The sequence below is a fragment of the Massilia sp. DD77 genome, assembly GCF_036961685.1.
Classification (GTDB): Bacteria; Pseudomonadota; Gammaproteobacteria; order Burkholderiales; family Burkholderiaceae_D; genus Telluria.
The window spans coordinates 38,150-64,914 of sequence record NZ_JBAMDH010000017.1 but is presented as its reverse complement, the minus strand read 5'-3'; the positions used below and the strand labels follow the sequence as shown (position 1 = coordinate 64,914).

The window sequence follows — 26,765 nt, the reverse complement described above, 5'->3', positions numbered from 1 at the left end:
CCGCCCACCGAGGCGGGTTTTGTTTTTCTGGAGCTTTGAATGCCTACCACCAACAACATCCTGACTCATCAAATGCTGGCCCGTGAGGCGGCCGCCATGCTCGTCGAGGAAGCTAACTTCCTGTCGAACATCAACCGCGGCCGCGAAGAAGAATTCCAGTCGCAGCCGAATGGCTATCGCAAGGGCGACAAGGTCGACATCGGCATCCCGCCGGTGCCGACCGTCTATGACGGCGCCCTCTTTGCCGGTGGCGGTGATGCGCCGGATCAAAAGGAGCAGAAGGTCAGCCTGCAGCTGACCACCCAGAAGCACGTGCCGCTGACCTTCACCGCGAAAGAAAAGGCTCTGCAGATCAGCGACTTCAAGGAACGCTTCCTCAAGCCGGCGATGAACTCGCTCGCCTCGATCGTGCAGGCTGACCTGATCCAGCGCGCGGTGCTGGCCACCCCGAACGTGGTCGGCAACCCTGGCTCGCTGCCGAGCACCTTCAAGACCTACGGCCAGGCACGCGCGGTGATGGAGCGTTACCTGACCCCGGGCGGCGACCGCACCGTCCTGGTGACCTCGGACGCCAGCAACGAGCTGGCCGACGCGATCAAGAACCAGCAGAATCCTAGCGACACCGGCAATAAGGCGTTCAAGGAAGGCTACATCACCCGCGCCCAGATGTTCGACATGTACGAGAACCAGTCGCTGCCCTTCTTCGCGAACGGCACCGCGACCGGTTTCACCGTCAACGGCGCTGGTCAGACCGGTACCACCCTGAACATCGGCGGCGTTACGGCGGGCCAGACCATTCTGAAGGGGACGGTCTTCAGCATCCCGGGCGTCTTCTCCGTGCACCCGATCATCGGCGTCTCGACCGGCAAACTGCGTCAGTTCGTGGTCGCCGCTGATTTCACCGCTGGCGGCACCACCGGCACGATCAGCATCTTCCCAGAGCTGAAGCTGACCACTGCATCCCAGGTGGGCACCGTGTCGGCACTGCCTGCCAACGGTGCAGCTGCAGCCCTGGTGGGCTCGGCCTCGACCGGCTATCGCCAGGAGCTGGCGTTCCACAAGGACGCCTTCACCGCCGCGTTCGCGCCGCTGCCGGTCCTGGCATCGTGCGAGGGCTATACCGCCACAGTGGGCGGCTTCTCGGTGCGCGTCATGACCTTCGGTAACGGCCAGTCCGACACCGAATCGACCCGTATCGACGTGCTGTACGGCTTCGCCGCTGTCCGCCCGGACCACGCCTGCCGCGTGACCGAGTAATCCACCCCACCCGCCCCGCCCGCGCAAGCCGGCGGGGCATTCTTTTTGGAGCAGCACATGGAATTCCTCGAATACCCGAAAGCCCTGTACCTGTCCGGCCAAGCCCTGGTGGTGGACGACGAAGAGCAGGAAGACGCGGCGCGCGCCAACGGCTACGACGACTGGCACGCCGACAATGAGCGCATGAACACCGCCGACGACGCCGCGCTCGACCGCGACGCCTTGAAGGCCGAGGCGGAAACCCTCGGCATCGAGTTCGCCCGCAACATCAGCACCGAGAAGCTCGCCGCACTGGTGGCCGAGAAGAAGGCAGCCTGATATGCCGTTTGCCAACTACACCGAGCTGCGGGCCGCCGTGGTCGGCTGGCTGCACCGTAGCGATCTCGCGGGCCAGATCCCCGACTTCATCGACCTGGCCGAACGGCGCTTCAACCGCATCGCCCAGGTCCGGCTGATGGAAAACGAGGTGCCGCTCACGCTGACGGCTGGTTCGCGCTCGATCGCTCTGCCGGACGGGTTCACTGCGCCGCTTGCCGTGTGGTTGGCGGACGTGCAGCCGCGCGACGTGCTGTCGGCGGTGGTTCCCGAGCAGCTCCCCGTCTCTTCCCAGGCCGGCAGGCCGCGCTACTGGGCCGTCGACGGCGGCAATCTCGCCTTCGACTGCCCGGCCGACGCCGCCTACCCCGTGACGCTGCGCTACCGCGGCGGATTCAAGCTGAACGACGCCGCGCCGACGAACACCCTGCTGACGAAATACCCGGACCTTTACCTCTACGGGACGCTGCTCGAGTCGGCGCCGCGGATCCGCGACGCGGACTCCCTGGCGCTCTGGCAGGTCATGTACGACCGGGCTGTGAAAGAAATCAACCAAGCCGAGAGCCGCTCGCGCGCGGTCGCGCCGCTGCGCACCGAGTTAGCCGACCTGGTCGGCCTCCGCTAAATATCCGAAAGGAATACCGATGGGCCTGGAAACTGGCGACTACATCTCCGACCTCGTCGACACCAACCCGACGCCGGGGGATCCGAAGGCGCAGGGCGACGACCACCTCCGCCTGATCAAGAAGGTGCTGAAGAAGTGCTTCCCGAACATCACCGGCCCGATGCTGGTCGCGCACGACCAGGTTGCGTCGAAGGATTACGTCGACCAAGCCGCCTTCTCCACTTCTTTGCCGGCGCAGGTCCTGGGCTTCTTGCGCTCGACCGGCGCCGCTGCCAGCTTCGGCACAACTCACGCCGGCTACGCGCAGAACGAGGTTAAGGGCGCCGACATCGCGTCGGCGGCCACGATCAACCTGACGACCGCAACCGGCAATCTCGTGCACGTGACCGGCACGACCGGGATCACGGCAATCACCATCCCGGTGGGCGCCGAACGCGAACTGATCTTCGACGGCGCGCTGACGCTTACCCACAGCGCTGCCCTGCTGCTCCCTGGCGCCGCGAACATCGCTACGCAGGCGGGAGACCGCGCAACCGTGCGCGGCGATGCTGCTGGGGCGATCGTGACGCACTACCAGCGTGCAGACGGCAAGGCTCTTGCGGTCGATGGGCAAACTCATACATTGCTTGGGACTGCAGTAGTCGCGTCTCCGGTCGCGCAGATCGACTTCTTGAACATCTTCACCGCGACGTATGACAAGTACGTCATCGAAGTGCTAGGTGTTCAGCCCAGTGCAGCGAGCATGCTGGCGCTACGCGCGGCTGTGGCGGGCGCGGTGGTGACCACTGGGCTTTATTCACCGATGCTCGGCAACGCCACTAGCAGCGCGTCGACCGCCGTCTTCGCCCAGATGGGCAGCGGCGCCGGCAACTACACACCCTCTAGCGAAGCGCCCGGCATCACCATCGAGCTTCGCAACGTGAATTCGACCACTGGGCCGAAGGGTATCGGCGCACGAGGGGTATTCGTCCACGAAAACAATACGACCCGAGAAGGCATCTGTGGGGAGTCGTTCTTCAACAGTAACAGTGTCGTTACCGGGTTCCGTCTGTTCTGGAACACAGGGGTCAACTTCACAAAAGGAACCGTGCGTGTGTACGGCGTCCGAAACGCCGCATAAGGAATCGACATGTACAAAACGATGGACAGCGGCGTGGAGCGCGACTGCACGCCCGAGGAGATTGCCGAGATCGACGAGAGGCGCGCGCAGGCAGCGCGACCGGTTGTTCCCGACCGCATCCCAATGCTAAACGCGCACCTGGTGCTGATCGATGAGGGCTGGATGCCGGAGCTTCGCGCCTTCCTCGACACCATGCCCGGACCCGAGGGCGAAAAAGCCCGGGCGTACTTCGATAAGGCGCTGACGATGGCGCGTGACCACGACCTGGTGCTGGCCATTCCGGCGGTGCTGGGCAAGACCGAAGCCGAGGTCGACCAGCTGTTCATCAAGGCGGGAGCGCTGAATGTCTAGGATCACGATCTCCAACGCCGGCGCGGCGGGGGTCATCAAGGACCTGTCGGCGCACGAGCTGCCGCCGCAGGCCTGGACGGACGCGAATAATATTCGCTTCCTCGACGGCTACTGTCGCCAGTTCTTCGGCCACGGGCCGGTCTACGGCGGGCCGGCCGTCACCCCCTACCACGTGGTGCAGGTGAACATTGGCCAGGCCGTGCACTGGCTTTACGCCGGCGCCGAGAAGATCTACGGCGCCACGATCAGCGGCGGCACGCCAGCGCACACCAACCTGACCCGGCAGACCGCCGGCAACGACGTAAACTACACCGGGAAGCAGAACGCCTGGACGAGCGCCGTCCTGTCGGGTATTCCGATCCTGAACCCTGGGAACGAGGTCGACCCGCCACAGCGCTGGGACTTAGACTCGACGCACCGCTTCCAGCAGCTAGACAACTGGCCAGCCGCGACGTTCTGCAAGGCGATGCGCGCCTACAAGAACTTCCTGATCGCGCTGAACGTCACGAAGAGCGGGACGAACTTCCCCTTCATGGTGAAGTGGTCCAGCCCGGCGGACCCGGGCGGCGTGCCGGCCACCTGGAACGAGGCCGACGCCACGCAGGACGCCGGCGAGTACGACCTGGCGGAGGGCGGCGACTACGTGATCGACGGCCTGCAGCTGCGCGACAGCTTCATGATCTACAAGCAGCAGTCGGTCTGGCGCATGGACTTCACCGGCGGCCCCTACGTGTTCAGTTTCCGCAAGGTGCTGGGCGTGTCGGGCGCCATGAACCGGAACTGCATCGTGGAGGTCGACGGTTACCACTTCGTGCTGACCGGCTCCGATGTGGTCGTGCACGACGGCCAGTCGCCCACCCCGGTGTTGGACAAGGTGGCGCGCCGCGCCCTCTTCCAGGACATGGACGTGGCCTACAACGACCGCGCCTTCGTGTTCAAGAACCCGTTCCTCAACGAAGTCTACGTCTGCTATGTGTCGATCGGCTCGACCGTGCCGAACAAGGCGCTGGTCTGGAACTACCGCGATCGGACGGTAAGCTACCGGGACATTCCCAACCTGAACCACGCGGCCTACGGCCCGGTCGACAACACGCTGGGCGGCAACTGGGCGGCGGACAACGATTCCTGGGATACCGACCTGACCGCCTGGAACGGACCGGACTTCACGCCAAACCTGACCAGGGTGCTCATGGCGTCGAACGACGGCCAGCTCTTCATGCTGGACGCCTCGGCATCTTTCAACGGCGTGCCTCCCGAGGCCTACCTCGAGCGGCGGGGGCTGCACTTCGATGAAGACGAGTACACGAAGCGGATCACCCGCGTCCGCGCCCGAATCGCGGGCAACCCGGGGCTGACCGTGAAGATCCGCGTCGGTGGCCACCAGACGGACCCCTACGCGGATCCGGAATACCCGGTCGAGATCGAGCACGTCATCGGCCAGACGGTGGCGGCCGACATGATCGTGGACTACCGCTATCCGGCCATCCGGTTCGAGTCCGGCACGGCGCCACAGTGGCGTCTGGACAGCTATGACCTGGAAGTCCAGCGAGGGAGCCGATATTGAGAACGCCAACCCTTGCCACGGCCCAGTACAAGCCCGATCCGGTGCCGAGCGATCCGAAGGAGTTCGCGCGCTACCTCGACGCCGAGCTGCACAAGATCGCCGCGGTGCTCACGCTGGTGGCCGCCGGCCACATCGACAAGGTGTTCGCGGAGCCGGCCAAGCCGCGCGACGGAGATCTCCGCTATGCCGACGGCACCGAGTGGAACCCGGGCAGCGGCGAAGGCATTTACCGATTCAATGGGACGACATGGATATTTCTCGGATAGAAGAAACAAGCGGCACACCGTCGATCGCGCAGGCTGCGGCGCTCGAGCAAGCAATCCGAAACGAGCTGCCGCTGCTCGATGGCGAGGTGGTCAACCACTTTTCCCACGGCGTCTATGGCCGCGAGCTCCGCATTCCAGCGGGATCAGTCGTCGTCGGCCACATCCACAAGTTCGAGAACATGAACGTTCTTCTGGAAGGGGAAATGTCGGTCGTCACCGAGGAGGGTGTAAAGCGAGTTGGGCCTGGCTTTCTGATTGTGTCTCCACCGGGAACGAAGCGCGCCGCCTACGCCCACACGGATTGCCGATGGCTGACCGTCCACGGCACGCACGAGACGGACGTGGACAAGATCGAGCAGCAATTCATTGCGCACAACGAGCAAGACTATCTGGCGTTCTGCGCCGAGCAGCAACAACTATTGGAAGGAAAATAACATGGCATGGGCAGCAGTTATCGGCGCCGGCGGCGCGCTCGCGGGCGGACTCATCGCCAGCAAAGGAGCTAAGGATGCCGCACGCGCACAAGCGGACAGCGGGAAACTCGACCCACGTATCGAGGCGATGTTGTTCGGCAAGGACGGCCAGCAGGGCCTGCTCGACCGCTACAAGGGAATGCTCGATACCCCGCAATCGGCGGCCGGCCAGAACTTCGGCACCGCCAATTCGAACTACATCAACAGCAATGCTGGAGCCGACCTGGATGCCGCGCGCTATGCCGCCTACACGGCCATGGGCGGCAAGAGCGCGCCGCAGGCGGGAATCTCAGCCTACGCCGTCGGCAGCGATGTGCAGGCGCCTGGACAGAACAACCTGAACCTGAGCGGCTCGTTCAACAGCCTAATCAACGGTGCTCCGGGCAGCAACTCCTACCTGACCGGCGCGATCCAGAAGGGCATCAACCAGAGCAGCAACGCCTTCGGCAACATGATGACCGATGCGAAGTCGGCTACGCAGGACCTGCTCGGCAACATCCGCGGTGGCTCGATCGCGGCCGGCCAGTTCGGCGGCTCCCGCCAGGCGCTGGCCGAGGGCAAGGCCATCGACTCGTTCAACACGAATATGTCGCGCGCGGCGTCGCAGTTCGGCCAGAACAACACCGACGCGGCCGTTGCCGCCCAGGCCGGCGCCTACGACGCCGACCGCAATCGCCAGCTCGCCGCCACCCAGGGCCTGAGCGGCCAGCAGTACGGCGTGGCGCAGCAGAACGCCCAGACCAAGAACGCAGCCGAATTCATGAACGTGGGGAACACGCAGCAGACCAACCTGGCCAACCTGGGCGCGCAGTTGCAGACCAACGGCCAGAACAACAGTTCGTCGCTCGCCGGCGCCGGCCTGCTGTCCGGCCTTCTCGGTGGCGCGTCCACGGCAGTCAACGCCCAGGACAACTGGGGCCTATCCCGCGCGCAGGGGGTAAACAGCCTCCTGGCTCCGTTTATGGCCAACACGCCAACGCAACAGCCGGTGTCATCGAATTCCGGTGCGGCTGCGCTTGGCGGGGGCCTGGCTGGGCTGAGCTTCGGCAATTCGCTGGCTGGGCTTTTCGGCGGGCCGTCTGGTGCGACTTCTCTCCGGACCACAGGGTCAGCAGGCAACCTCCTCACGAATCCCGGCACGCTCTCCATGCCCGGGTCGCTGTCGAGCATTTTTAACTTCGGCTAAGGAGCCATCATGGCAGGAATTCTGGACAGCCTCCTCAACATGTCCCCGCAGCAGAACCGGGGCCTGCTCGCGGCTGCCGCGCAGATCCTTCAGCAGTCGGGTCCGTCGCGCCGCCCGTTCACAATAGGCCAGGCCATGGGCACCGGCATCGAGGCCTTCCAGGGCTCGATGGAACACCAGCGCGGGCGCGAGCTGGCCGAAGAGCAGGCCGAGCAGATGGGCCAGCTGCGCGGCCTGCAGATTCGCGACATGGAAACGAAGCTCCTGGAAGAGCAACGCCAGCGCGACCTCATGCGACAGTTCGGTACCCTGGCAAAGGATTCCAAGAAAACGGCCGGCCAACGGGCGGCCAGCCTGCCGGGCGGACCGACCGTGGCAAATTTGGCTCGCATCCCAGAGATGCAGGACGGTTTCGACGCGGACGACTTCCTCAGCAAGGCACTGCCGCTCGATCCGCTTCAGGCGCTCAAGTTCGCGCAGCAGTTCCAGAAATCGGCCCCGGAGTTCGACACCACTCCCCGCACCGGCACCGATGCGGCCGGCAATGCCTTCCAATACATCATTTCTAAAGGCGGCAAGGTTCAGCGCCTGGACGGCGTTCTACCGCGGGACGAGATGAAGCTAGCAAGCCTGGGTGGTAGGGATGTAGCGTACAACCCGTACGCGCTCAAGGAAGGCCAAACCTTCCAGCGCACGATGACACCGGAAGGAGCGGCCAACCACAGCCTGGCGCGCGATCGCTTCAACTTCGACAAATCCCAGGTCGGCAAGCCGGTGTTCAGTGCGGATGCCGGCGGCTTTATCCTGCCGCCGTCCTCCGCTAACCCAGGCGGAAAACTGATTCCGTTGGCCGGATCTGCAGGCGGGAAGATGACCGAGGATCAAGCGAAGTCTATGGGTTGGCTCGTGCAGGCCGAAAACGCCTACAGGAACCTCCGCAGCGTGGCTTTCGACAAGCAGGGGAACCTGACCAGTGCCGCGACGCCGGGCTTTGCGGATGCCATTGCAGGCGTGCCGCTGATCGGCGGCCCGATCGGCAACAGCCTACGGAGCGCTGATCGACAAAAGTTCAACCAGGCGTCATCCGCGCTCAGCGAGGCGTTCCTGCGCGCGGCGACTGGTGCTGGCGTGACCGAGTCTGAGGCACGGCAGAAGATCGCGGAAATCACCCCAGTGTGGGGAGAGGACGAATCGGTCTCACAGCAGAAGCTGAACGCGATTCCGCTTTACATCGAGTCGCTGAAGGCTCGCGCGGGCCCTGGTGCACGAAAGGCCGCCGGCGTACTTGGTGCTACCCCACCCTCGGGTGGCGGAGTTACTTTCTTGGGATTTGAATAATGCCTATCGCACGTTTCCAAATGCCGGACGGCCGGATCGGCCGCTTCGAGGTGCCGGAAGGCACCACGCCCGAGCAGGCACAGCAGGCTATCGCCGCGCACCTGGGCCAGCAGGCGGCAACCAGCCCGGCGCCGGCCGCCCGCGCGAAGCCGTTCGGTGAGCAGCTGAACGACGCGATCGCCGATGCACCTCGCCAGGCAGGCCTGACCGCCCGATACGCGCTGGAAGGCGTGGGCAGCCTGGCCGACATGGCCACCTCGCCCATCCGTGGCGCGCTGAACCTGCTGCCGGGCGTGGACATCAAGCCGGGCGTCGGCCAGGCGGCCGCCGATCTGGTCGGCCTGCCCAAGCCCCGCACCGGCAGCGAGCGAGTGATCGGCGACGCGGCGCGCATGGTTGCCGGGGGCGTGTTGCCCATCGGCGCCGGCGCTGTGCTGGCCAGCCGCGGTACCGGCGTTGCGCGGGGTGTTGGGCGCATGCTCGCGTCGAACCCTGGGCAGCAGCTTGCCTCGGCCGGCGCAGCGGGCGCTGCCGGCGGCTACACGCGGGAGACTGGCGGAAATGATGGCGCCCAGCTACTGGCGTCCGTCGTTGCTGGCGTCGGTGCGCCTGTGGCCCTGGGGCGTGCGCAGCGCGCGGCCAGCACCGCTGCGCGCCGCATGCAGCCAGCCACGCCAACGCCTCAGCAGGCCCAACAGATCAACATCACCATCAACAACGCCTTGCAGCAGTCGGGCATCACGCTGGACCAGCTGCCCGCCCAGGTGGCGCAGAGCATCCGAAACGATGTCGCCGCGGCCTTCCGCACCAGCGACCAGGTCTCCCCGGACGCGATCCGGCGCCTGGCCGACTACCGGCTCACCGGCCTGACGCCGACGGCCGCTGGCCTGACGCTGGACCCGGCTATCGTGACCCAGCAGAAGAATCTGGCGAAGCTGGGCGTGAACAGCAAGGACAGCACTGCGCAGTTCCTCGGCCAGACCGAGAACCGCAACAACCAGCTGCTGAAGGCCGGGCTCAACAACCTGGGGGCGGATGCGGCGGACGATGCCTACGCCGGCGGCGAGCGCATCATCGGCGCCCTCGCCGGCCGCGACGCCCGGGCCCAGCAGATCATCGGCGGCCTGTACGACAAAGCGCGCGATTCTGCCGGGCGTAGCGCAACGCTGGACCACGTATCGTTCACCAACCGTGCGGCTGACCTGCTCCACGAGGGGAACGTCGAAAGCTTTCTGACGCCAGACATCCGGAACAAGCTCAACGGCTTCGCCACCGGGGAAATTCCGCTGACGGTCGAGATCGCCGAGCAGCTGAAGACCGGTATCGGCCGCCTGCAGCGCAGCAGTGCCGACGGCAATGTCCGCTACGCCCTTGGGGCCGTTCGTCAGGCGCTGGACGAGACTCCGCTGCTTCAGGCGGCGCCGAGCGAGACAGGCTTACCAGCGCTGGGCGGCCCGCAGAACCTGGGGCAAGAAGCGATCGACGCGTTCGGCAAGGCCCGCAGCATGAACCGCGCGTGGATGCAGATCGTCGAGCGCACGCCTGCGCTGCAGGCCGTCCGCGACGGCATCGAACCTGACAAATTCGTCCAGCAGTTCATTGTGGGCTCCGGCAAGGGCGCGAGCGTGATGAGCGTGGCCCAGCTGAAAAATTCCATCAAGGCCAGCTCGGACGCAATGGGCGCGGTCCGCGAGCAGATCCTCGGGCACCTCAAGGGCAAGGCCATGAACGGCCAGGCAGACGAAGTCGGCAACTTCAGCGGCGCCGCCTACACCAAGGCGCTCGACGCTATTGGCGACCGGAAGCTGCGGCTGTTCTTCCAACCTGCAGAAGTCGACCAGATGAAGGCCCTGGCGCGCGTGTCGCGATACGAGCAGTTCCAACCCACTGGCAGCGCGGTGAACAATTCGAACACCGCTGGCGCAATCGGCGGCCTTCTCGAGCGAGTGTTCAATCAGTCGGTGCTATCGAAGATTCCATTCGGCCAGGCCGCCATTGGAGAGCCTCTGCAGAACTTCCAGGTTGGCGTGCAGTCCGGCCGCGCGCTGGACGTACCGCGCTCACTGGTCGGCGCGCCGCGGGTGCAGCAGCCGCTGCCGCGCGGGCTGATGCTGTCGCCGGCGGCGTTCATGGACCTGGAAGGAGAAGAGGAGCGGCAGCGCCGCTTACTTGCGCCGGGACGCTAACCAGGCGTTGATGATAAACGCGAGCATCGCGCCCAGCTGGATCGGATCGTAGTGCATGCGTCACCTGTGTAGTTTTTACCAATTATAGGCCACCCGCGAGGTGGCTTTTCTTTTTCCTGAAAGGATCCCTGTGGACCCCACCACCGAACAACAGAACGCCATCGCCGTCGCGACAATCCAGGTGGAAGTCGCGCACCTGAAAGCGGCCGTGGCCGACCTGCGCACGACCAACGCCCAGCTCAACGACAAGCTCGACGAAGTGCTGCGCACCATGCACGAGGCCCAGGGCGGCTGGCGCACGCTGATGGTGGTGGGCGGCGCCGCCGGCTCGATCGGCGGTTTCCTCAGCTGGCTTGTCTCGCACTGGAAGGCCTGACCATGGACCGCGACAAGCTTGCCGCCCAGCTGACCATCGACGAAGGCCGGCGCGCGCTGATCTACCTCGATTCCGTCGGGAAGTGGACCGGCGGCGTCGGCCGCAACTTGGTCGACCGCCCGTTCTCCGACGACGAGATCGACCTGATGCTGAAGAACGACATCGACCTGGTCGAGAAGGAACTCGACCGCCGCCTGCCGTGGTGGCGCGACATGAGCGCGGCGCGCCAGAACGTGCTGGCGAACATGTGCTTCAACCTCGGGATTACCCGCCTGCTGGGCTTCACCCAGGCCCTGGCCCACATGCGCTCCCGCCGGTACGACGCGGCGGCGCGCGAAATGCTCGATTCCAAATGGGCTAAGCAGGTCGGCGACCGTGCCGTCCGCCTGGCCGCCCTCATGCGCAAAGGAGAATTTTGATGAAGAAGATCTTGATCTTGGCCGTGCTGGCCACCCTCGCCGGCTGCGCGAACCTCAAGTTCGAATGGAAGGCCAGCTACAAGACCGACAACCTGGCGCAGGACCTGCGCGACGCGGCGGCGAAATGATCCCGCGCTTCCACACGAAGCTGTCGGTTCAACGGGTCGACCCGGACAGCGACGACTGGGTGCTCACGTCCACGCTGGTGTTCGAATCGGCGGTGCTCGGGCGCCTGGTGGTTGTCCCGGCCGGCACCACTACCGACTTCGCCAGCGTACCGCGGCTGCCGCTCGCCTTCTGGCTATTCGGCGACGTGGCCCAGGAGGCGGCCGTCGTGCACGATCACCTCTACTCTACCGGCGAGGTTTCGCGGAAGCTGGCGGACGAGGTGTTTGCGGAGGCGTCGAAGGCGTGCGGGGTGTCAGCCTGGCGCCGGGGCCCGATGTGGCTGGGCGTGCGCTTGTTCGGTGGTTCCCGCTATACCGGGGACGCGGCCGCGCCGCAGCCCGGGCCGGAGCAGCACCCGGCGGGCGAGCTCGAGCGCGACACCGCGCTCATGTAGCGCACGGGCGCCGGCGGCGACACCATGCGATGCGGCGATGTTCACGGCCAAGTCGATGTGGGTCGCCGTCCGGCGGTCGGTGCGAGGTTTCATTCCGAGATCATTGCAGGCCCGGCGACCGGGGCGTTGATCTCGCTCAATCTCGTCAGCTTGGCTCGTCGGCGAGCATGCCGTGCTGGCCGGCCCATTCGATCAGCGCGTCATTCATCCTGGTTTGCCACCCATCCCCAGTCGCCTTGAAGGCGCTCAGCACGCGGGAGTCGAGTCGAATGCTGATCGGCTCCTTGCGCACCTCTTCCCTCGGCCGCCCACGCGCGCGCTTCGGCTTCACAGCCGCCCATTCCTCATCGGTGTACGGGACCGCGTCCGGGTCCTGCATCGCCGCCTTCGTGATCGCGGCGTCCTCTTCAGGGGTGGGGACCACCGTCCCCGGTTTAAGCTTCGGCATATCGTTTTACCTCCCTCGTGTTCGCCTTGCGCAGGCTGATGATTCTTCGGACTTCGGCGCGGTCTACGTACACGACGTAGAAGAGACGCATGCCAATGTAGCCGATGGCGCACATGCGCTCTTCGCCGTAGCTCTTGCGCTCGTCCGCCCAGGCCAGGGCATCATCCCATTCGAACTGCGCTGCGGCTGCCAGCTCGACACCGTGCTTCTCGATGTTGGTCTGGTTTTTAGTGGTGTCGAATGCGATGTCCATGTAATTATTGTATATACGTTAAACCATCAGTGCAAGTGTTTTTTGTATATACGATAAACAGCCGCCGAGCTATACTGGACGCATGTACGGAAAAGTGAAACAGCTGCGCAAGCGAGGCCAGCGCCTATCGGACCGAGAGATCGGCCAGTCGCCATTCGTTGAGGGTGCCGTGCGCGTCTACGGTCTGGGGACCGGCACCGTAGCTACCGTCACGGACCCGGCCTCCCAAGTCGGCGATCCGCTCATCCCGATGCTCTACGACGCGAAGCTCACTACGATGACCGACGGCGGCATGCTGTTGAAAGGCGAGGAGCGGCCGCAGGGCGACACCGGCCCGGCCTACATTCAGGAGTGGTCGGTGCGGTTCGAACAGGCATAAAAAAACAGCACCGATATTAGACAGTGTCTAATATCCAGTGCTGTGGATGTGTACAGCTGGCACTGTAACACTTTGATTCTAATGGTCGGGGCGAGAGGATTCGAACCTCCGACCCCCTGCACCCCATGCAGGTACGCTACCAGGCTGCGCTACGCCCCGACTAGCCAGCAATTATATCAGAGAGAAAAAATTTCTTGAGATTTTGTTATACGTTTTCAAGAAAATGGGTGCGCTGGAGTAAGCCGTACCTTCTATCGGGGCGGCGGCGCGACGCCGAGGCTCGAACGGCGCCGCCCGCCTCTCACCAATTGCAGAGCCCGGCATCGTCGCGATGGTAACGCTACCATCTACAATGGACCATCCATTCTTCGCTGGAGCTTGCGATGCCCCCTTCGTCCGAACGTCTTGCCGTGGTCGACGCCCTGCGCGGCTTCGTGATCCTGGCGATCATGCTGCTGCATAACCTCGAACACTTCGATCTCTACCATTTCCCCAGCCACTTGCCGGCCTGGATGATCATTCTCGACAAGGCCGTCTGGGAGATGCTGTTCTTCCTCTTCCACGGCAAGGCCTATGCCATCTTCGCTTTCCTGTTCGGCTTCACCTTCGCCCTCCAGGACGGCCGCCGCGCAGCCGCCGGCGAAGACTTCCGCGCCCGTTTCGCCTGGCGCCTGCTGCTCCTGCTTGGTTTCGGGCTGGTCAATTCGATGTTCTACCAGGGCGATATCCTCGCGATGTACGCCGTGCTCGGCCTCAGCCTGCTGCTGGTGGCCCGCCTGCCGCAGCGCCTGGTGCTCGGGTTCGCCTGCCTGCTGCTGCTCCAGCCCTATGCCCTGGTCGAACTGCTGCGCGCCCTGCCCGCGCCCGCGCTCACGCTGCCGGATCCGGCTTCCTGGGCCTACTTTGGCCGCGGCAACGCCTACCTGATGCACGGTTCGCTGTGGGAAGTGTGGAGCGGCAATCTCTTCAATGGCAGACCGGCCGCGATCCTGTGGAGCTGGGAAAACGGCCGCCTGTTCCAGATTCCGGCCCTGTTCATGCTGGGCATGCTGGCCTGCCGGGCCCGCTTCTTCGCGGACGATGCGGCGGCTGCCGCGCGCTGGCGCAGGATCGCCTTCGCCGCCCTGCTGCTGTTCGTTCCGCTGTTCTTCGCACACCGCACCCTGAACGGCTGGAACGGCGCCGAAGGCCTGAAGCGGCCCCTCGTGTTGATGCTCAGCTCCTGGGCCCACCTGGCCTTCGCAGCCTTGCTGGTCGCCGGCTTCGCCCTGCTCCACCGCGGCGCGGCCGGGAGCAGGATGCTGGCGCGCCTTGCGCCGCTGGGACGCATGAGCCTGACCAGCTACATGATGCAGTCCCTGGCCGGGACCGTCCTCTACTATGGATTCGGACTGGGCCTGTACGCCCTCACCGGCGCCAGCCTCAGCCTCCTGATCGGGATCGCGCTGGCCGTGCTGCAGATCTGGTTCAGCAACTGGTGGCTGCGCCGTCACCCGCAGGGCCCGCTGGAAGCCCTGTGGCACCGCGCCACCTGGATCGGGCGCCCGGCCGTGGCGCCCCTGCGCCAGCCGGGCTGAGCGCCCTGTTCATTTCCACTCGCCGCGCAAGGCCAGCACCTGTTCCTGCAGGTATTCCGGGGTGGCCTTGTCCGGCGTCACCGGCAAGCCGACGGCCAGCGCCAGCTTCGAACGCACGCCGCGTTCGATGCGGCGCTCGAAGATGTTGGTCTTGTCGCGCGTGAACATGCTGCCCCACAGGCCGCGCAGGGCCATCGGGATCACCGGCACCTGGCTGCGGGCGACGATCTTGGCGATGCCGGCGCGGAATTCGCTGATCTCGCCGGTCGAGGTCAGCTTCCCTTCCGGGAAAATGCAGACCAGTTCTCCGTTGTGCAAGGCATGGGCGATGTCGACGAACGCCTTTTCCATCACCCAGGGGTCTTCCTTGGCCGGCGCGATCGGGATGGTCTTGGCCGCGCGGAACAGCCAGCTCAGGAAAGGCGTCTTGAAGATGCGGTGGTCCATCACGAAGCGGATCGGGCGCGGGCTGGCGGCGCCGATCACCAGCGCATCCACGTAGCTCACGTGGTTACACACCAGCACGGCCGGGCCCTCTTCCGGAATGCGCGCCACGTCCACCGTGCGCACGCGGTACACGGTGTGGATCAGGAGCCAGGCCAGGAAGCGCATCAGGAATTCCGGCACCAGCGAGAAGATGTACACCGCCACCACGGCGTTCAGCAGGGCCGTGACCAGGAACAGTTCGGGAATCGTGAAGCCCTGCCCCAGCAGCAGGATCGCCACGCCGGCCGAGGCCACCATGAACAGCGCGTTCAGGATGTTCATGCCGGCGATGGTGCGCGAGACGTGCTTCTGGTCGCAGCGGGTCTGGATCAGGGCGAACAGCGGCACGATGAAGAAACCGCCGAAGACGCCGATCAGGACGATGTCGGCCAGGATGCGCGGCACGCCCGGCTGGACCAGCAGCGCGAAGGCGTCGAGCGTGGCCGTCCCCGCGCCGGCATAGGCGCTGCTGGCGAAATACAGGTCGATGCCGAACACCGACAGGCCGATGGAACCGAAAGGCACCAGGCCGATCTCGACCTTGCGGCCCGACAGACGCTCGCACAGCAGCGAACCGGCGCCGATGCCGAGCGAGAACACGGTCAGCAACAGCACGAAGACGCTGTGGTCGCCGTGCAGGTAGTCCTTGGCGAACAGCGGGAATTGCGCCAGCACCAGGGCACCATAGAACCAGAACCAGGAATTGCCCAGCATCGACAGGAACACCGTGCGGTTCTGGCGCGAGAAATTCAGGTTGCGCAGCGATTCGGCGAAGGGGTTGCGGCTGATCCTCAGCTCGGGCGCCGGGGCCGGCGAGGGCGGGATCCGCCAGCTGGCGGCCAGTCCCAGCAGGGCGCAGCCCAGGGTGCCGGCCGCCACCAGCTCGATGCCGAAAGGCTTGGTTGCCACCAGCACCGCGCCGGCCACTTCGCCCAGCAGGATGCCGACGAAGGTGCCCATCTCGATGACGCCGTTGCCGCCGACGAGTTCTTCGGGTTTCAGCTGTTGCGGCAGGTAGGCGTACTTGACCGGGCCGAACAGGGTCGAGTGCAGGCCCATGCCGGCCACGGCCGCGACCAGCAACCACAGCGTATGCGTCATCCAGCCGATGCAGGCCACGCCCATGATACCGATCTCGAGCAGCTTGACGAAGCGTGCCAGCTGTCCTTTGTCGAACTTGTCCGCGATCTGGCCGGCGGTAGCCGAAAACAGCACGAAGGGCAGGATGAACAGGCCCGGGATCAGGTTGTTCAGCAGGGCCGGATCGAGCGTGGTCCAGGACAGCGCGTCATAGGTCAGCACGACCAGCAGCGCGGTCTTGAACAGGTTGTCGTTGAAGGCGCCCAGGAACTGGGTCCAGAAGAAGGGGCCGAAGCGGCGCTGCGTCAGGAGGGAAAACTGGTTCGAATGGCTCATGCGCTAGAGTTTGCTGGAAATGTTCGCTGAACGGGAGTGCGTAATGTACAACGGCCGCCCCCGGCTCACAAACGCTGTTTCTCGGATTCATGATCTGGTCGTTGGAGGGAATACCCGCGGTGGCGTATTTCGATACGCGCCGCGCCGGATGCTGCGCCGGCAAGGTCCGCGACCTGCTATTCAACACGAAACGTGGCACTGGACGGCCGTGCGAAATCAAACTGTATGATCCGGACGAATCCTGATTGAAATGGGTCAAGCGGCTCCGTTTCGGAGGACATGCTGCAGTGCAGCGCAGGTAGAATCCGCGGATGACTTCAGCCAACTTCCAGGTCTGCTACGCCAGCGTGGCCATTGCGCTGTTCGAGCACATCGAGCAGGACCTGCTCCTCCTCACCACCGCCCTTCTCGACGACGACGAGGCGCAGCCTTTGCGTTGCTTGCCCGAGCGGGTACGCGGCAGCATGCCGGTGCAGTGGGATATGCCGCCGATGTGAGGTGAAACCGTAGGGTCGGCGGGGCGCGCGGCCGGCTACGCCGCCGACGCGTTGATTCGGCTTTGGAGCCGCGCCGGATGATCTTGTTGCAAACCATCGCCGGGTCGGCGGCAGAGCCGCCAACCCTACGATATGCGAGACCGCAAAGACCCGATCAGCTCAGCGCTTCCAGGCGAATCCGGATCACCTTGCTGATCACCGCCGGCAGCGCCTCGATCTTGGCGATCGCGGCGTCGATGTTCTTCTCGCGCGTCTGGTGCGTCAGCATGATGATGTCGAGGTCGGTCTGGTCGCCCGGCTCCTTCTGCAGCACGGCGTCGATCGAGATGCCGGCGTCGGCCAGGATGCGGGTCAAGTCGGCCATCACGCCGAGCTGGTCCTTCACGTGCACGCGCAGGTAGTAGCTGGTGGTGATCTCGGCCATCGGCACGATGGCGACGTCGGTCATTTCGCCCGGCTGGAAGGCCAGGTGCGGCACGCGGCAGTACGGGTCCACGGTCGCCAGGCGGGTGACGTCGACCAGGTCGGCGATCACGGCCGAGGCGGTCGGCTCGGAGCCCGCGCCCTTGCCGTAGTAGAGCGAGGCGCCGACGGCGTCGGCCTGCACCAGCACCGCGTTCATCGCGCCTTCGACGTTGGCGATCAGGCGCGCGGCCGGGATCAGGGTCGGGTGCACGCGCAGCTCGATGCCCTCGCCCGATTCGGTGCGGGTGCGGCGGGTGATGCCCAGCAGCTTGATGCGGTAGCCCAGCTGCTCGGCGTAGCGGATATCGGCCGCTTCCAGCTTGCTGATGCCTTCGATATACGCCTTGTCGAACTGCACCGGGATGCCGAAGGCGATCGCCGACATGATGGTCAGCTTGTGCGCCGCGTCCACGCCTTCGATGTCGAAGGTCGGGTCGGCTTCGGCATAGCCCAGTTCCTGCGCTTGCTTGAGCACGGTCGCGAAGTCGAGGCCCTTCTCGCGCATTTCGGAGAGGATGAAGTTGGTGGTGCCGTTGATGATGCCGGCGACCGATTCGATACGGTTGGCGGTCAGGCCTTCGCGCAGCGCCTTGATGATCGGCACGCCGCCGGCCACGGCCGCTTCGAAGGCCACCGTGACGCCCTTGTCCTGGGCGGCGGCGAAGATCTCGTTGCCGTGCAGGGCCAGCAAGGCCTTGTTGGCGGTGACCACGTGCTTGCCGTTGGCGATGGCCTGCAACACCAGCTCGCGCGGCAGCTCGTAGCCGCCGATCAGTTCCACCACGATGTCGATGTCGGGATGGTTGACCACGGCGAAGGCGTCCGAGACCACCTCGACCGAAGCGCCGGCCGTGCTGTTCCCTGTCAGCTGGCGTGCCCGTTCAATGTTACGCGCCGCCACCATGGTAATTTCGATGCCGCGGCCGGCACGGCGGCGGATCTCTTCCTGGTTGCGCTGAAGAACGTTAAAGGTGCCGGCACCGACGGTGCCGAGCCCCAGTAGGCCAACTTTGATGGGTTTCATGGTGTGGTTTCTCGTTGAAGTCTAGGCGCGTCCATGGCGCCGTCGGTAGCCGTCGAGGAAGCGCGCGATGCGTCCGCAGGCGTCGGTCAGGTCGTCGGAATTGGGCAGGAACACCAGCCGGAAGTGGTCCGGGGCGATCCAGTTGAAGCCGGTGCCTTGCACCAGCAGCACTTTTTCCTCGGACAGCAGTTCGCAGATGAACTGCTGGTCGTCCGTGATCGGGTACATCTTCGGGTCGAGGCGCGGGAACATGTACAGCGCGGCTTTTGGCTTCACGCAGGACACGCCCGGAATATCGGTCAGCAGTTTGTGCGCGAGGTCGCGCTGTTTGAGCAGGCGCCCGCCCGGGCCCACCAGGTCGGCGATGCTCTGGTAGCCGCCCAGGGCGGTCTGGATCGCGTACTGGCCCGGCGCATTGGCGCACAGGCGCATCGAGGCCAGCATGTTCAGGCCGTCGATATAGCCCTTGGCATGGCGCTTCTCGCCCGACACCGTCATCCAGCCGGCGCGGTAGCCGCAGGAGCGGTAGTTCTTCGACAGGCCGTTCAGGGTCAGGCACAGCACGTCGTCGGCGAGCGAGGCGATCGACACGTGCTGTTCGCCGTCGTACAGGGTCTTGTCGTAGATTTCGTCGGCGTAGATGATCAGCTGGTGCTGGCGCGCCAGCTCGACGATCTCGAGCAGCACTTCGCGCGGATACAGGGCGCCGGTCGGGTTGTTCGGATTGATGACGACGATCGCGCGGGTGTTCGGCGTGATCTTCTTGCGCATGTCCTCGATGTCGGGGAACCAGCCGGACTGCTCGTCGCACACATAGTGCACCGGATTGCCGCCGGCCAGGCTCACGGCCGCGGTCCAGAGCGGATAGTCGGGCGCCGGCACCAGCACTTCGTCGCCGTTGTTCAGCAGGCCCTGCATCGCCATCACGATCAGCTCGGAGGCGCCATTGCCCAGGTAGATGTCGTCGATGCCGACGCCCTGGATGTTCTTTTCCTGGGTGTAGTGCATGACCGCCTTGCGCGGCGCGAACATGCCCTTGGAATCGGTATAGCCGGCCGCGCCCTGCATGTTGCGGATCATGTCGTGCACGATCTCGTCCGGCGGATCGAAGCCGAACACGGCCAGGTTGCCGATGTTGAGCTTGATGATCTTCTGGCCGTCGTCTTCCATCTGGCGGGCCTTTTCCAAGGCCGGGCCGCGGATTTCGTAGCAAACGTCGTCGAGTTTGTTCGATTTGAAAATCGGTCGCAAGATATCCCCTGGAAGAAAGCGCTAAGGAAGCATCGGAAAACCGTCGCGAGCGGCAGCAATGTTGTCCGAGCCCCCAAGGGGAGCCTGCTCGCTGTACATGGGTACAGCGAGCATCGCAGGACGACAGTGCAACGCGCAGCGGGTTTTCCGAGCCTTCCGTATGTTGCAGTGCGAAAAATACCATTCTGCCTTAGGCGGCGGAATCAGGCAACCTTGCCGATCCGGTTACAATGGGCGATCACTTTGGCCTCTGAAAACGCAAGACCATGAAGCTCCATTCCGACAACACTCAACAATATCAGACCGTGACCGGCTACGACGCCAAGGGCGTCGAAATCAATGCCCAGCGCTTCGAGTTCAGCCTCACCGTCATGCCCGAAGTCCCTCCGCGTCCGTGGGACGTCGCCCGCTTCGAAGACCTGAACGCCGCCCACTTCGAGGAAATCGCCAAGGATGCGCCCGACGTGGTCGTCCTGGGCACCGGCGAGCGCCAGCGCTTCGTCCATCCGAAACTGGTCGCCAGCCTCTCGGCTTTGCGCATCGGCGTCGAATGCATGGACAGCCAGGCCGCCTGCCGCACCTACAATATCCTGATGGGCGAAGGGCGCAAGGTTACGCTGGCCCTGATTATCGACACGGCCTCTTGAAATAAAGACACTACGCCCCAACTGGCGGAATTATCAGCCTGGCAGCACTAGCTTCTGGAGGCGGTGCGGGATTATCATGCGCACTGCCGCTCCCTGTGCGCCAGGGAGATTGAACGCAGCGCGCCGCGCTGCCACTGCCAGGAGACCCCCGTGGCCGAGAGCCCAACCGCCGCACCGATCGCCCCAACGCCGGTCGCCCCATTTTCCGCCCCGATGACGAGCGGCCTGACCTTCGAGCTGGCCGGCCGTCCCGCCAAGTACACCGTGCTGTACTTCTATCCCAAGGACAACACGCCGGGCTGCACGACGGAGAGCATCAACTTCCGCGAAGCCTATCCCGCGTTCCAGGCGCTGGGCGCCGAGATCTACGGCCTGAGCCGCGATTCGCTGCGTTCGCACGAAAACTTCAAGGGCAAGCTGGGCCTGCCGTTCGAGCTGATTTCCGACCCCGAAGAGACGGTCTGCACGCAGTTCAATGTCATGAAGATGAAGAATATGTATGGCAAGCAGGTCCGGGGGGTCGAGCGCAGTACGTTTGTCATTGACGCTCAAGGCCGATTGGTGAAAGAATGGCGTGGCGTGAAAGTCAATGATCACGTCGCCGAAGTGCTGGAATTTTTGAAGAGCCAGCCTTAAGAAGAGCCTTGAAAAACCGTCGCGAGCAGCAGGTTATCCAGGTTCTGATGGATGGCTCCAGTTTCTTAACGTACCTGGATAGCCATCGCCTATTTTGAGTCAACCCGTAACACATCCGCATCATTCCAATCTGGCTGCCTGCCGGACCAGGCTCTTCCCGGGTCCAACGCGCATGGCAGCCCCTTCCCGAGTACCGATTCCGAACGACGGCGCGGCCCTGTGGCCCGCGCACGTTCGGCCTTCCCGTCTTTTTTGAGATTGAGAACCTGATGCCACTACCCAAAATGCCGACCAAGCCAGCCACCATGCTGCTGGCCAAGGATTACCCGAAGGCGGAACCCGGCAAGTCGCCGGTCCGTCCCGCGTCCACCCAGACCGATACCGAACTCGAAGAGCTGATCAGCGGCCAGGCCGTGCCTGCGCCCAAGGGCCGCGCCCGCAAGAAGGCCGCCCAAGCCGCGCCCGTCCTGGCGGCCGTCCCCGCGCCGGCGCGCGGCGAAACCCAGCGCAGCGCGCCGGCCACCGTGGCCAAGCTGCGCGAGACCGATGCCGAGCAGCCGCATCCGGCCAAGCACAAGCCGGTCGAGGTCAACGTCAAGTCCTCCACCAGCCGCAGGGCCGACAAGTCCGGCATCACCAAGGTCTTCGTGCTCGACACCAATGTGCTGATGCACGATCCGACCTCGCTGTTCCGCTTCGAGGAGCACGACGTCTACCTGCCGATGATGACCCTCGAGGAACTCGACAACCACAAGAAGGGCATGTCGGAGGTCGCGCGCAACGCGCGCCAGGTCTCGCGCACCCTGGACGCCCTGATCGCCAACGTCGACGACGACGCGATCGAGGCCGGCATCCCGCTGGCCAAGCTGGGCAACAAGGACGCCAAGGGCCGCCTGTTCTTCCAGACCAAGCTGGATGCGGCCCCCCTGCCCGACGGCCTGCCCTCGGGCAAGGCCGACAACCAGATCCTGGGCGTCGTGCGCGCGCTCGAGCAGCAGATGGACGGCCGCGCGATCGTGCTGGTGTCGAAGGACATCAACATGCGCATCAAGGCGCGCGCCCTGGGCCTGCCGGCCGAGGATTACTTCAACGACCACGTGCTGGAAGACACCGACCTGCTGTACTCGGGCATCGTCCAGCTGCCGGACGACTTCTGGGATTCGCATGGCAAGGACATCGAGTCCTGGCAGGAAAACCGCAACGGCTATTCCTCGACCTTCTACCGCATCACCGGCCCGGTGGTCCCCGGCCTGCTGGTGAACCAGTTCGTCTACCTGGAACCCAAGGATGGCGACTCGCCTTTCTACGCCCAGGTCAAGCAGATCAACGGCAAGACCGCGGTGCTGGAAACCCTGCGCGACTACAGCCACAACAAGAACAACGTGTGGGGCATCACCGCGCGCAACCGCGAGCAGAACTTCGCGCTCAACCTCCTGATGAACCCGGAGTGCGACTTCGTCACCCTGCTCGGCCAGGCCGGTACCGGCAAGACCCTGCTGGCCCTGGCCGCCGGCCTGGCCCAGGTGCTGGAGACCAAGCTGTACAACGAGATCATCGTCACCCGCGTGACGGTGCCGGTGGGCGAGGACATCGGCTTCCTGCCGGGCACCGAGGAAGAGAAGATGTCGCCCTGGATGGGCGCCTTCGACGACAACCTCGAGGTGCTGATGAAGTCCGACGGCGACGCCGGCGACTGGGGCCGCGCCGCGACCCAGGACCTGATCCGCTCGCGCATCAAGATCAAGTCGCTCAACTTCATGCGCGGCCGCACCTTCGTCAACAAGTTCCTGATCATCGACGAGGCGCAGAACCTGACGCCGAAGCAGATGAAGACCCTGGTCACGCGCGCCGGTCCGGGCACCAAGATCCTGTGCCTGGGTAACATCGCCCAGATCGACACGCCTTACCTCACCGAAGGTTCGAGCGGCCTGACCTACGTGGTCGACCGCTTCAAGGGCTGGGGCCACGGCGGCCACGTGACCCTGGCGCGCGGCGAACGCTCGCGCCTCGCCGACCACGCGAGCGACGTGCTTTGATCGATCGCTGTGTGAAGAGCCCGCCGGTTGGCGGGCTTTTTTTATTCTTATTCTCCGTGGGTACAGGATGCGCCCATGGTCCGCTTACGAACTTGGGTTCCGGCCTTCGCCGGAACGACGGGCATGGGCTTGCCACTTACCCCAAGACCGTCATCCCCGCGCAGGCGGGGACCCAAGTTTCTTCGAACACCTTTCACTTCTCCTTACCGTAGTAACAGCGCATGCCCTTCATACTCAAGCTCCTGCTCGTCCCCTCCCTCATCGCCGCCGTCACCCTGGCCGGCCGCCGCTGGGGCCCCGCCGTCGCCGGCTGGCTCTCCGCCTTCCCCATCGTCTCCGGTCCCATCCTGCTGGCCATCGCCCTCGAACAGGGCAGCGACTTCGCCGCCACCGCCGCCGCCAACACCCTGCTCGCCGTGCTCGCCATCCTGGTCTTCAGCATCGCCTACGCCCGCGTGGCGCGACACAAGGGCGTACTCGCGGCAATGACCGCCGCCCTGCTCGCCTGGGCGGCAACGGTCGCCCTGCTGCGCAGCCTGGAGCTGCCGCTGTGGGCCGGTTTCGCGGCGGTGCTGGCCGCACTGCTGGCCGCCCCGCGCCTGATCGGGCATATCACGCAGCGCAAGGACAGCCAGGGCATCCCGGCGCGCGACCTGCCATGGCGCATGGCCGCCGGCGCCGTCCTGACCCTGGCCGTGACGGCCGCCGCCGCCCAGATGGGCCCGCGCCTGAGCGGCATGTTCGCCATGTTCCCCGTCATGAGCACCGTGCTGGTCGGCTTCTCGCACCGCAGTTCGGGCGCCGGCTTCGCGGTCGACCTGCTGCGCGGCATGGTGCGCGGCTACTACGCCTTCGCCGTGTTCTGCCTGGTGCTGGCCCTGCTGCTGCGCGCCCAGCCGCTGGCGTCCAGTTTCATCGCGGCGACCGCCTGTGCGCTGGCGGTCCAGCTGGGCTTGCGCGCCGCCGTAGCCCGCTCCGCCAAGCCGGCTTAAAATAGCCGGATTCACAACACCACGAGGAGACCGGGATGCCCCACATGCTGCTGATCCATGAACCCGTCGGCCAGCGCGCCACGCGCAGCGACGCCGAGGGACGCGCCGTCTACGAGCGCATGCTGCGCTGGGGCGACGAGCTGAAGGAGCGCGGCCTGCTGCTGGGCGCAGAGTCGCTCTCCTCGCTCGATCACGCGGTGCGCGTCAGCACCGCCGGCGGCCGCGCGCGCATCGTCGACGGTCCCTTCGCCGAAGCCAAGGAAATGGTGGGCGGGTTCTACCTGCTGGACGTGGACACGCGCGAGGAAGCGGTGGCCCTGGCCGAGCGCTGCCCGGCCGCCGAATGGGCCACGGTCGAGGTGCGCGCCCTGGCGCCCTGCTTCGCACCCTGAAAAAAATTATCGAGGCGATGTCGAAACGCCGCGCCGCCGTTCGTCGTAGGGATTGAAAGCCGGCATGCGCCGCTTTCCAACCAAGGAGAACGACATGCGTTTCATGATCATCGTCAAGGCGACAAGCGCGACCGAGGCGGGCGTCATGCCCGAGGCGGCGCTGTTCGCCGCGATGGGCGAGTACCACCAGGAGCTGGCCCGCGCCGGCGTCCTGCTCGACGCGAACGGCCTCAAGCCGAGCAGCCAGGGCTGGCGCATCCGCTACGGGGCGGGACGCCGCAGCGTGATCGACGGCCCCTTCGCCGAGACCAAGGAGCTGATCGCCGGCTACACCCTGATCCAGGTCCGTTCGCGCGAAGAAGCGCTCGAATGGGCGCGCCGCTTCCCCAACCCGCAGGGCGAAGGCGCCAGCGCCGAGATCGAGGTACGCCCGCTGTACGAGATGGACGACCTTCCCTTCCACACCGACATGCACAAGGAGCAGTGATGAACACCCAGATCTACGTGAACCTCCCGGTCAAGGACCTCGAACGCAGCAAGGCCTTCTTCGGCGCCCTCGGCTTCGCATTCAACCCGCAGTTCAGCGACCAGAACGCGGCCTGCATGATCGTCAATCCGGATGCCTACATCATGCTGCTGGCCGAACCCTTCTTCCAGGGCTTCACCCGCAAGCCGATCTCCAGCGCCAGGGACAGTACCGAAGTGCTGGTCTGCCTGTCGCGCGACAGCCGCGCCGCGGTCGACGAGATGGTGGCCAAGGCGCGCGCAGCCGGGGGCAGCGTCCCGCTTGAAGCCCGCGACCACGGCTTCATGTACCAGCACGGCTTCGAGGACCCGGACGGCCATATCTGGGAGCTCGCGTTCATGGAGTCGATGCCCCCTGCGGTGGCATCGACGCCGCCGGCGCAGGCCTGATGGAAGCGGTCGAGCAGGCCATCGCGGCGGTCTGGCGCATCGAGTCGGCCCGCATCGTGGCCGGGGTGGCGCGCGTCGTGCGCGACGTCGGGCTGGCCGAGGAACTGGCCCAGGACGCCCTGGTCGCGGCGCTCGAGCACTGGCCGCGCGACGGCATTCCCGAGCGCCCCGGCGCCTGGCTGCTGACCGCGGCGCGCAACAACGCCCTCGATCGCCTGCGGCGCGACCGCTCGCTCCAGCAGAAACTCGAACAGATCGGCCTCGACCTCGAGGCCCGGGAGGCGCTCGTGGAGCCCGACTTCTCCGACAGCCTGGACGACAAGCGGCGCGACGTGTTCCAGGACGACATGCTGCGCCTGATGTTCACTGCCTGCCACCCCGTGCTGCCGCCCGATGCGCGGGTGGCCCTCACCCTCAAGCTGCTGGGCGGCCTGTCGACCCAGGAGATCGCGCGCGCCTTCCTGGTGCCCGAGGCCACCATGGCCCAGCGCATCGTGCGCGCCAAGCGCACTCTCGGCGAGGCGCGGGTGGCGTTCGAGCTGCCGCCGCCGGAGCAGCTCGACGAGCGCCTCGGCACGGTGCTGGAAGCGGTCTACCTGGTCTTCAACGAAGGCTACGCGGCCACTGCCGGCGAGGACTGGATGCGCCCGCAGCTGATCGAGGAAGCCCTGCGCCTGGGCCGCATCCTGGCCGAGCTGGCGCCCGGCGAACCCGAGGTGCACGGGCTGGTGGCCCTGATGGAGCTGCAGGCTTCGCGCATGCACGCCCGCCTGGACGCCGCCGGGCGGCCGGTGCTGCTGCTCGACCAGGACCGCGCGCGCTGGGACGGGGTCCTGATCCGGCGCGGCCTGGCCGCGCTGGAGCGCGCCGCGCAACTGGGCCTGCCGCGCGGGCCCTACGTGCTGCAGGCCGAACTGGCCGCCTGCCATGCGCGCGCCCACCGGCCGGAACAGACCGACTGGCGCCGCATCGCGGCCCTGTACGCGGAACTGGCGGCGCGCCAGCCCTCCCCCGTGGTCGAGCTCAACCGCGCGGTGGCGGTCGGCATGGCCGAGGGCCCGGCCGCCGGCCTGGCCCTGGCCGATGCGCTGGCGGCCGGAGGCAAGCTGGATGGCTACCACTGGCTGCCGAGCGTACGCGCCGACCTGCTGGCCAGGCTCGGACGCGAGGCCGAGGCCAGGCGCGAATTCGAGCGCGCCGCCGCCCTCACCGCCAATGCGCGCGAGCGCGAGCTGCTGCTGGCCCGCGCCGCGGCCATGCATCCCTGAATGAAACAGCCCCGCAGGCCGGATGGCGCGCGGGGCTGTGAACAC

At 65.5% G+C, this 26,765-nt stretch carries 31 protein-coding genes and 1 tRNA gene; 26 read left to right on the top strand and 6 right to left on the bottom strand.

All coding sequences use genetic code 11. The features are described 5' to 3' along the window. The first annotated feature begins 39 nt into the window (after nt 1-39). The 15 genes from V7778_RS12000 (at nt 40) to V7778_RS11930 (ending at nt 12,038) form a co-directional block, all read left to right on the top strand. Nucleotides 40-1,257, top strand: a complete 1,218-nt coding sequence (locus V7778_RS12000) for a P22 phage major capsid protein family protein (RefSeq protein ID WP_335555468.1) — start codon at nt 40-42, stop codon at nt 1,255-1,257. 57 nt (nt 1,258-1,314) lie between these two features. Continuing rightward, nucleotides 1,315-1,575, top strand: coding sequence for a hypothetical protein (locus tag V7778_RS11995; protein WP_335555466.1), 261 nt, complete (start codon nt 1,315-1,317; stop codon nt 1,573-1,575). A 1-nt stretch (nt 1,576) separates the two neighbouring features. Beyond that, a complete protein-coding gene (locus V7778_RS11990) occupies nt 1,577-2,197 on the top strand; it encodes a phage adaptor protein (RefSeq protein ID WP_335555464.1) in 621 nt (206 codons plus the stop codon). A gap of 19 nt (nt 2,198-2,216) precedes the next feature. Next, nucleotides 2,217-3,317, top strand: coding sequence for a hypothetical protein (locus tag V7778_RS11985; protein ID WP_335555462.1), 1,101 nt, complete (start codon nt 2,217-2,219; stop codon nt 3,315-3,317). 9 nt (nt 3,318-3,326) lie between these two features. After that, nucleotides 3,327-3,668, top strand: coding sequence for a hypothetical protein (locus tag V7778_RS11980; protein WP_335555460.1), 342 nt, complete (start codon nt 3,327-3,329; stop codon nt 3,666-3,668). Next, complete coding sequence (locus V7778_RS11975; RefSeq protein WP_335555459.1) at nt 3,661-5,232, top strand: hypothetical protein; 1,572 nt, start codon at nt 3,661-3,663, stop codon at nt 5,230-5,232. The genes V7778_RS11980 and V7778_RS11975 overlap by 8 nt, the downstream gene beginning before the upstream one ends. Next, the gene (locus tag V7778_RS11970) at nt 5,229-5,498 is read left to right on the top strand and encodes a hypothetical protein (RefSeq protein ID WP_335555457.1); all 270 of its coding nucleotides are present in this window, start codon (nt 5,229-5,231) and stop codon (nt 5,496-5,498) included. Before V7778_RS11975 ends, V7778_RS11970 begins: the two co-directional genes overlap by 4 nt. After that, the gene (locus V7778_RS11965) at nt 5,480-5,932 is read left to right on the top strand and encodes a hypothetical protein (RefSeq protein ID WP_335555454.1); all 453 of its coding nucleotides are present in this window, start codon (nt 5,480-5,482) and stop codon (nt 5,930-5,932) included. Before V7778_RS11970 ends, V7778_RS11965 begins: the two co-directional genes overlap by 19 nt. Before the next feature lies 1 nt (nt 5,933). After that, nucleotides 5,934-7,157, top strand: coding sequence for a hypothetical protein (locus tag V7778_RS11960; protein ID WP_335555452.1), 1,224 nt, complete (start codon nt 5,934-5,936; stop codon nt 7,155-7,157). 9 nt (nt 7,158-7,166) lie between these two features. Next, a complete protein-coding gene (locus V7778_RS11955) occupies nt 7,167-8,495 on the top strand; it encodes a hypothetical protein (protein WP_335555450.1) in 1,329 nt (442 codons plus the stop codon). Next, nucleotides 8,495-10,681, top strand: coding sequence for a hypothetical protein (locus tag V7778_RS11950; RefSeq protein WP_335555448.1), 2,187 nt, complete (start codon nt 8,495-8,497; stop codon nt 10,679-10,681). The genes V7778_RS11955 and V7778_RS11950 overlap by 1 nt, the downstream gene beginning before the upstream one ends. 130 nt (nt 10,682-10,811) lie before the next feature. Next, entirely contained in the window at nt 10,812-11,057 is a 246-nt protein-coding gene (locus V7778_RS11945) for a hypothetical protein (RefSeq protein WP_335555447.1), read from the top strand. Between the two features lie 2 nt (nt 11,058-11,059). Continuing rightward, nucleotides 11,060-11,476 (top strand): glycoside hydrolase family protein, encoded by a 417-nt coding sequence (locus tag V7778_RS11940; protein WP_335555445.1) that lies wholly within the window; start codon nt 11,060-11,062, stop codon nt 11,474-11,476. Continuing rightward, entirely contained in the window at nt 11,476-11,604 is a 129-nt protein-coding gene (locus V7778_RS11935) for a hypothetical protein (protein ID WP_335555444.1), read from the top strand. The genes V7778_RS11940 and V7778_RS11935 overlap by 1 nt, the downstream gene beginning before the upstream one ends. Further along, complete coding sequence (locus V7778_RS11930; RefSeq protein WP_335555442.1) at nt 11,601-12,038, top strand: DUF1353 domain-containing protein; 438 nt, start codon at nt 11,601-11,603, stop codon at nt 12,036-12,038. The genes V7778_RS11935 and V7778_RS11930 overlap by 4 nt, the downstream gene beginning before the upstream one ends. A gap of 145 nt (nt 12,039-12,183) precedes the next feature. Here V7778_RS11930 and V7778_RS11925 read toward each other — a convergent pair whose 3' ends face one another. Beyond that, nucleotides 12,184-12,486, bottom strand: a complete 303-nt coding sequence (locus V7778_RS11925; protein ID WP_335555441.1) for a BrnA antitoxin family protein — start codon at nt 12,484-12,486, stop codon at nt 12,184-12,186. Next, the gene (locus V7778_RS11920) at nt 12,473-12,739 is read right to left on the bottom strand and encodes a BrnT family toxin (RefSeq protein ID WP_335555440.1); all 267 of its coding nucleotides are present in this window, start codon (nt 12,737-12,739) and stop codon (nt 12,473-12,475) included. Before V7778_RS11920 ends, V7778_RS11925 begins: the two co-directional genes overlap by 14 nt. Nucleotides 12,740-12,833: 94 nt before the next feature. On the opposite strand from V7778_RS11920, the gene V7778_RS11915 reads away from it, so the two are divergent. Then, on the top strand, nt 12,834-13,118 hold the full coding sequence (locus V7778_RS11915) for a hypothetical protein (RefSeq protein ID WP_335555438.1): 285 nt from the start codon (nt 12,834-12,836) through the stop codon (nt 13,116-13,118). Nucleotides 13,119-13,200: 82 nt separating this feature from the next. Here the strand turns inward: V7778_RS11915 and V7778_RS11910 are convergent. Next, nucleotides 13,201-13,277: transfer RNA gene (locus V7778_RS11910), tRNA-Pro, on the bottom strand. A gap of 224 nt (nt 13,278-13,501) precedes the next feature. Between V7778_RS11910 and V7778_RS11905 the strand changes: the two genes are divergently transcribed. Next, complete coding sequence (locus V7778_RS11905; RefSeq protein ID WP_335555436.1) at nt 13,502-14,695, top strand: DUF418 domain-containing protein; 1,194 nt, start codon at nt 13,502-13,504, stop codon at nt 14,693-14,695. Nucleotides 14,696-14,704: 9 nt separating this feature from the next. Here V7778_RS11905 and V7778_RS11900 read toward each other — a convergent pair whose 3' ends face one another. Beyond that, nucleotides 14,705-16,597 carry an MFS transporter gene (locus V7778_RS11900; protein WP_335555434.1) on the bottom strand — a complete coding sequence of 631 codons (1,893 nt, stop codon included), beginning with the start codon at nt 16,595-16,597 and terminating at the stop codon, nt 14,705-14,707. Nucleotides 16,598-16,908: 311 nt separating this feature from the next. Between V7778_RS11900 and V7778_RS11895 the strand changes: the two genes are divergently transcribed. Beyond that, nucleotides 16,909-17,094 carry a hypothetical protein gene (locus tag V7778_RS11895; protein ID WP_335555432.1) on the top strand — a complete coding sequence of 62 codons (186 nt, stop codon included), beginning with the start codon at nt 16,909-16,911 and terminating at the stop codon, nt 17,092-17,094. Between the two features lie 154 nt (nt 17,095-17,248). Here V7778_RS11895 and V7778_RS11890 read toward each other — a convergent pair whose 3' ends face one another. Both V7778_RS11890 and V7778_RS11885 read right to left on the bottom strand, forming a co-directional pair. Continuing rightward, nucleotides 17,249-18,583 carry a homoserine dehydrogenase gene (locus V7778_RS11890; RefSeq protein WP_335555431.1) on the bottom strand — a complete coding sequence of 445 codons (1,335 nt, stop codon included), beginning with the start codon at nt 18,581-18,583 and terminating at the stop codon, nt 17,249-17,251. A 21-nt stretch (nt 18,584-18,604) separates the two neighbouring features. Beyond that, nucleotides 18,605-19,834: a pyridoxal phosphate-dependent aminotransferase gene (locus V7778_RS11885; RefSeq protein ID WP_211519143.1), complete on the bottom strand. Its 1,230-nt coding sequence runs from the start codon at nt 19,832-19,834 to the stop codon at nt 18,605-18,607. A 266-nt stretch (nt 19,835-20,100) separates the two neighbouring features. Here V7778_RS11885 and V7778_RS11880 point away from each other — a divergent pair, with 266 nt between their 5' ends. The 8 genes from V7778_RS11880 (at nt 20,101) to V7778_RS11845 (ending at nt 26,720) form a co-directional block, all read left to right on the top strand. Further along, complete coding sequence (locus tag V7778_RS11880) at nt 20,101-20,481, top strand: Mth938-like domain-containing protein (RefSeq protein ID WP_335555428.1); 381 nt, start codon at nt 20,101-20,103, stop codon at nt 20,479-20,481. Nucleotides 20,482-20,631: 150 nt separating this feature from the next. Further along, on the top strand, nt 20,632-21,117 hold the full coding sequence (locus tag V7778_RS11875; RefSeq protein WP_335555426.1) for a peroxiredoxin: 486 nt from the start codon (nt 20,632-20,634) through the stop codon (nt 21,115-21,117). 269 nt (nt 21,118-21,386) lie between these two features. After that, a complete protein-coding gene (locus tag V7778_RS11870) occupies nt 21,387-23,153 on the top strand; it encodes a PhoH family protein (protein ID WP_335555425.1) in 1,767 nt (588 codons plus the stop codon). A gap of 221 nt (nt 23,154-23,374) precedes the next feature. Continuing rightward, complete coding sequence (locus V7778_RS11865) at nt 23,375-24,145, top strand: hypothetical protein (RefSeq protein WP_335555423.1); 771 nt, start codon at nt 23,375-23,377, stop codon at nt 24,143-24,145. Nucleotides 24,146-24,180: 35 nt separating this feature from the next. Further along, nucleotides 24,181-24,537, top strand: a complete 357-nt coding sequence (locus tag V7778_RS11860) for a YciI family protein (protein WP_335555421.1) — start codon at nt 24,181-24,183, stop codon at nt 24,535-24,537. A 94-nt stretch (nt 24,538-24,631) separates the two neighbouring features. Further along, entirely contained in the window at nt 24,632-25,024 is a 393-nt protein-coding gene (locus V7778_RS11855) for a YciI family protein (protein ID WP_335555419.1), read from the top strand. Then, entirely contained in the window at nt 25,024-25,452 is a 429-nt protein-coding gene (locus V7778_RS11850; protein ID WP_335555417.1) for a VOC family protein, read from the top strand. The genes V7778_RS11855 and V7778_RS11850 overlap by 1 nt, the downstream gene beginning before the upstream one ends. Next, entirely contained in the window at nt 25,452-26,720 is a 1,269-nt protein-coding gene (locus V7778_RS11845; protein WP_335555415.1) for an RNA polymerase sigma factor, read from the top strand. Before V7778_RS11850 ends, V7778_RS11845 begins: the two co-directional genes overlap by 1 nt. The last annotated feature ends 45 nt before the right edge of the window (nt 26,721-26,765 follow it).

Bases quoted from the DNA above. Each gene is read 5' to 3' on its own strand.
- V7778_RS11930 (WP_335555442.1), top strand. From the start codon at position 11,601: ATGATCCCGCGCTTCCACACGAAGCTGTCGGTTCAACGGGTCGACCCG.
- V7778_RS11960 (WP_335555452.1), top strand. From the start codon at position 5,934: ATGGCATGGGCAGCAGTTATCGGCGCCGGCGGCGCGCTCGCGGGCGGA.
- V7778_RS11880 (WP_335555428.1), top strand. From the start codon at position 20,101: ATGAAGCTCCATTCCGACAACACTCAACAATATCAGACCGTGACCGGC.
- V7778_RS11870 (WP_335555425.1), top strand. From the start codon at position 21,387: ATGCCACTACCCAAAATGCCGACCAAGCCAGCCACCATGCTGCTGGCC.
- V7778_RS11950 (WP_335555448.1), top strand. From the start codon at position 8,495: ATGCCTATCGCACGTTTCCAAATGCCGGACGGCCGGATCGGCCGCTTC.
- V7778_RS11850 (WP_335555417.1), top strand. From the start codon at position 25,024: ATGAACACCCAGATCTACGTGAACCTCCCGGTCAAGGACCTCGAACGC.
- V7778_RS11925 (WP_335555441.1), bottom strand. From the start codon at position 12,486: ATGCCGAAGCTTAAACCGGGGACGGTGGTCCCCACCCCTGAAGAGGAC.
- V7778_RS12000 (WP_335555468.1), top strand. From the start codon at position 40: ATGCCTACCACCAACAACATCCTGACTCATCAAATGCTGGCCCGTGAG.
- V7778_RS11895 (WP_335555432.1), top strand. From the start codon at position 16,909: ATGACTTCAGCCAACTTCCAGGTCTGCTACGCCAGCGTGGCCATTGCG.
- V7778_RS11940 (WP_335555445.1), top strand. From the start codon at position 11,060: ATGGACCGCGACAAGCTTGCCGCCCAGCTGACCATCGACGAAGGCCGG.
- V7778_RS11890 (WP_335555431.1), bottom strand. From the start codon at position 18,583: ATGAAACCCATCAAAGTTGGCCTACTGGGGCTCGGCACCGTCGGTGCC.
- V7778_RS11855 (WP_335555419.1), top strand. From the start codon at position 24,632: ATGCGTTTCATGATCATCGTCAAGGCGACAAGCGCGACCGAGGCGGGC.
- V7778_RS11975 (WP_335555459.1), top strand. From the start codon at position 3,661: ATGTCTAGGATCACGATCTCCAACGCCGGCGCGGCGGGGGTCATCAAG.
- V7778_RS11995 (WP_335555466.1), top strand. From the start codon at position 1,315: ATGGAATTCCTCGAATACCCGAAAGCCCTGTACCTGTCCGGCCAAGCC.
- V7778_RS11935 (WP_335555444.1), top strand. From the start codon at position 11,476: ATGAAGAAGATCTTGATCTTGGCCGTGCTGGCCACCCTCGCCGGCTGC.
- V7778_RS11955 (WP_335555450.1), top strand. From the start codon at position 7,167: ATGGCAGGAATTCTGGACAGCCTCCTCAACATGTCCCCGCAGCAGAAC.
- V7778_RS11985 (WP_335555462.1), top strand. From the start codon at position 2,217: ATGGGCCTGGAAACTGGCGACTACATCTCCGACCTCGTCGACACCAAC.
- V7778_RS11990 (WP_335555464.1), top strand. From the start codon at position 1,577: ATGCCGTTTGCCAACTACACCGAGCTGCGGGCCGCCGTGGTCGGCTGG.
- V7778_RS11865 (WP_335555423.1), top strand. From the start codon at position 23,375: ATGCCCTTCATACTCAAGCTCCTGCTCGTCCCCTCCCTCATCGCCGCC.
- V7778_RS11845 (WP_335555415.1), top strand. From the start codon at position 25,452: ATGGAAGCGGTCGAGCAGGCCATCGCGGCGGTCTGGCGCATCGAGTCG.
- V7778_RS11980 (WP_335555460.1), top strand. From the start codon at position 3,327: ATGTACAAAACGATGGACAGCGGCGTGGAGCGCGACTGCACGCCCGAG.
- V7778_RS11920 (WP_335555440.1), bottom strand. From the start codon at position 12,739: ATGGACATCGCATTCGACACCACTAAAAACCAGACCAACATCGAGAAG.
- V7778_RS11965 (WP_335555454.1), top strand. From the start codon at position 5,480: ATGGATATTTCTCGGATAGAAGAAACAAGCGGCACACCGTCGATCGCG.
- V7778_RS11900 (WP_335555434.1), bottom strand. From the start codon at position 16,597: ATGAGCCATTCGAACCAGTTTTCCCTCCTGACGCAGCGCCGCTTCGGC.
- V7778_RS11860 (WP_335555421.1), top strand. From the start codon at position 24,181: ATGCCCCACATGCTGCTGATCCATGAACCCGTCGGCCAGCGCGCCACG.
- V7778_RS11905 (WP_335555436.1), top strand. From the start codon at position 13,502: ATGCCCCCTTCGTCCGAACGTCTTGCCGTGGTCGACGCCCTGCGCGGC.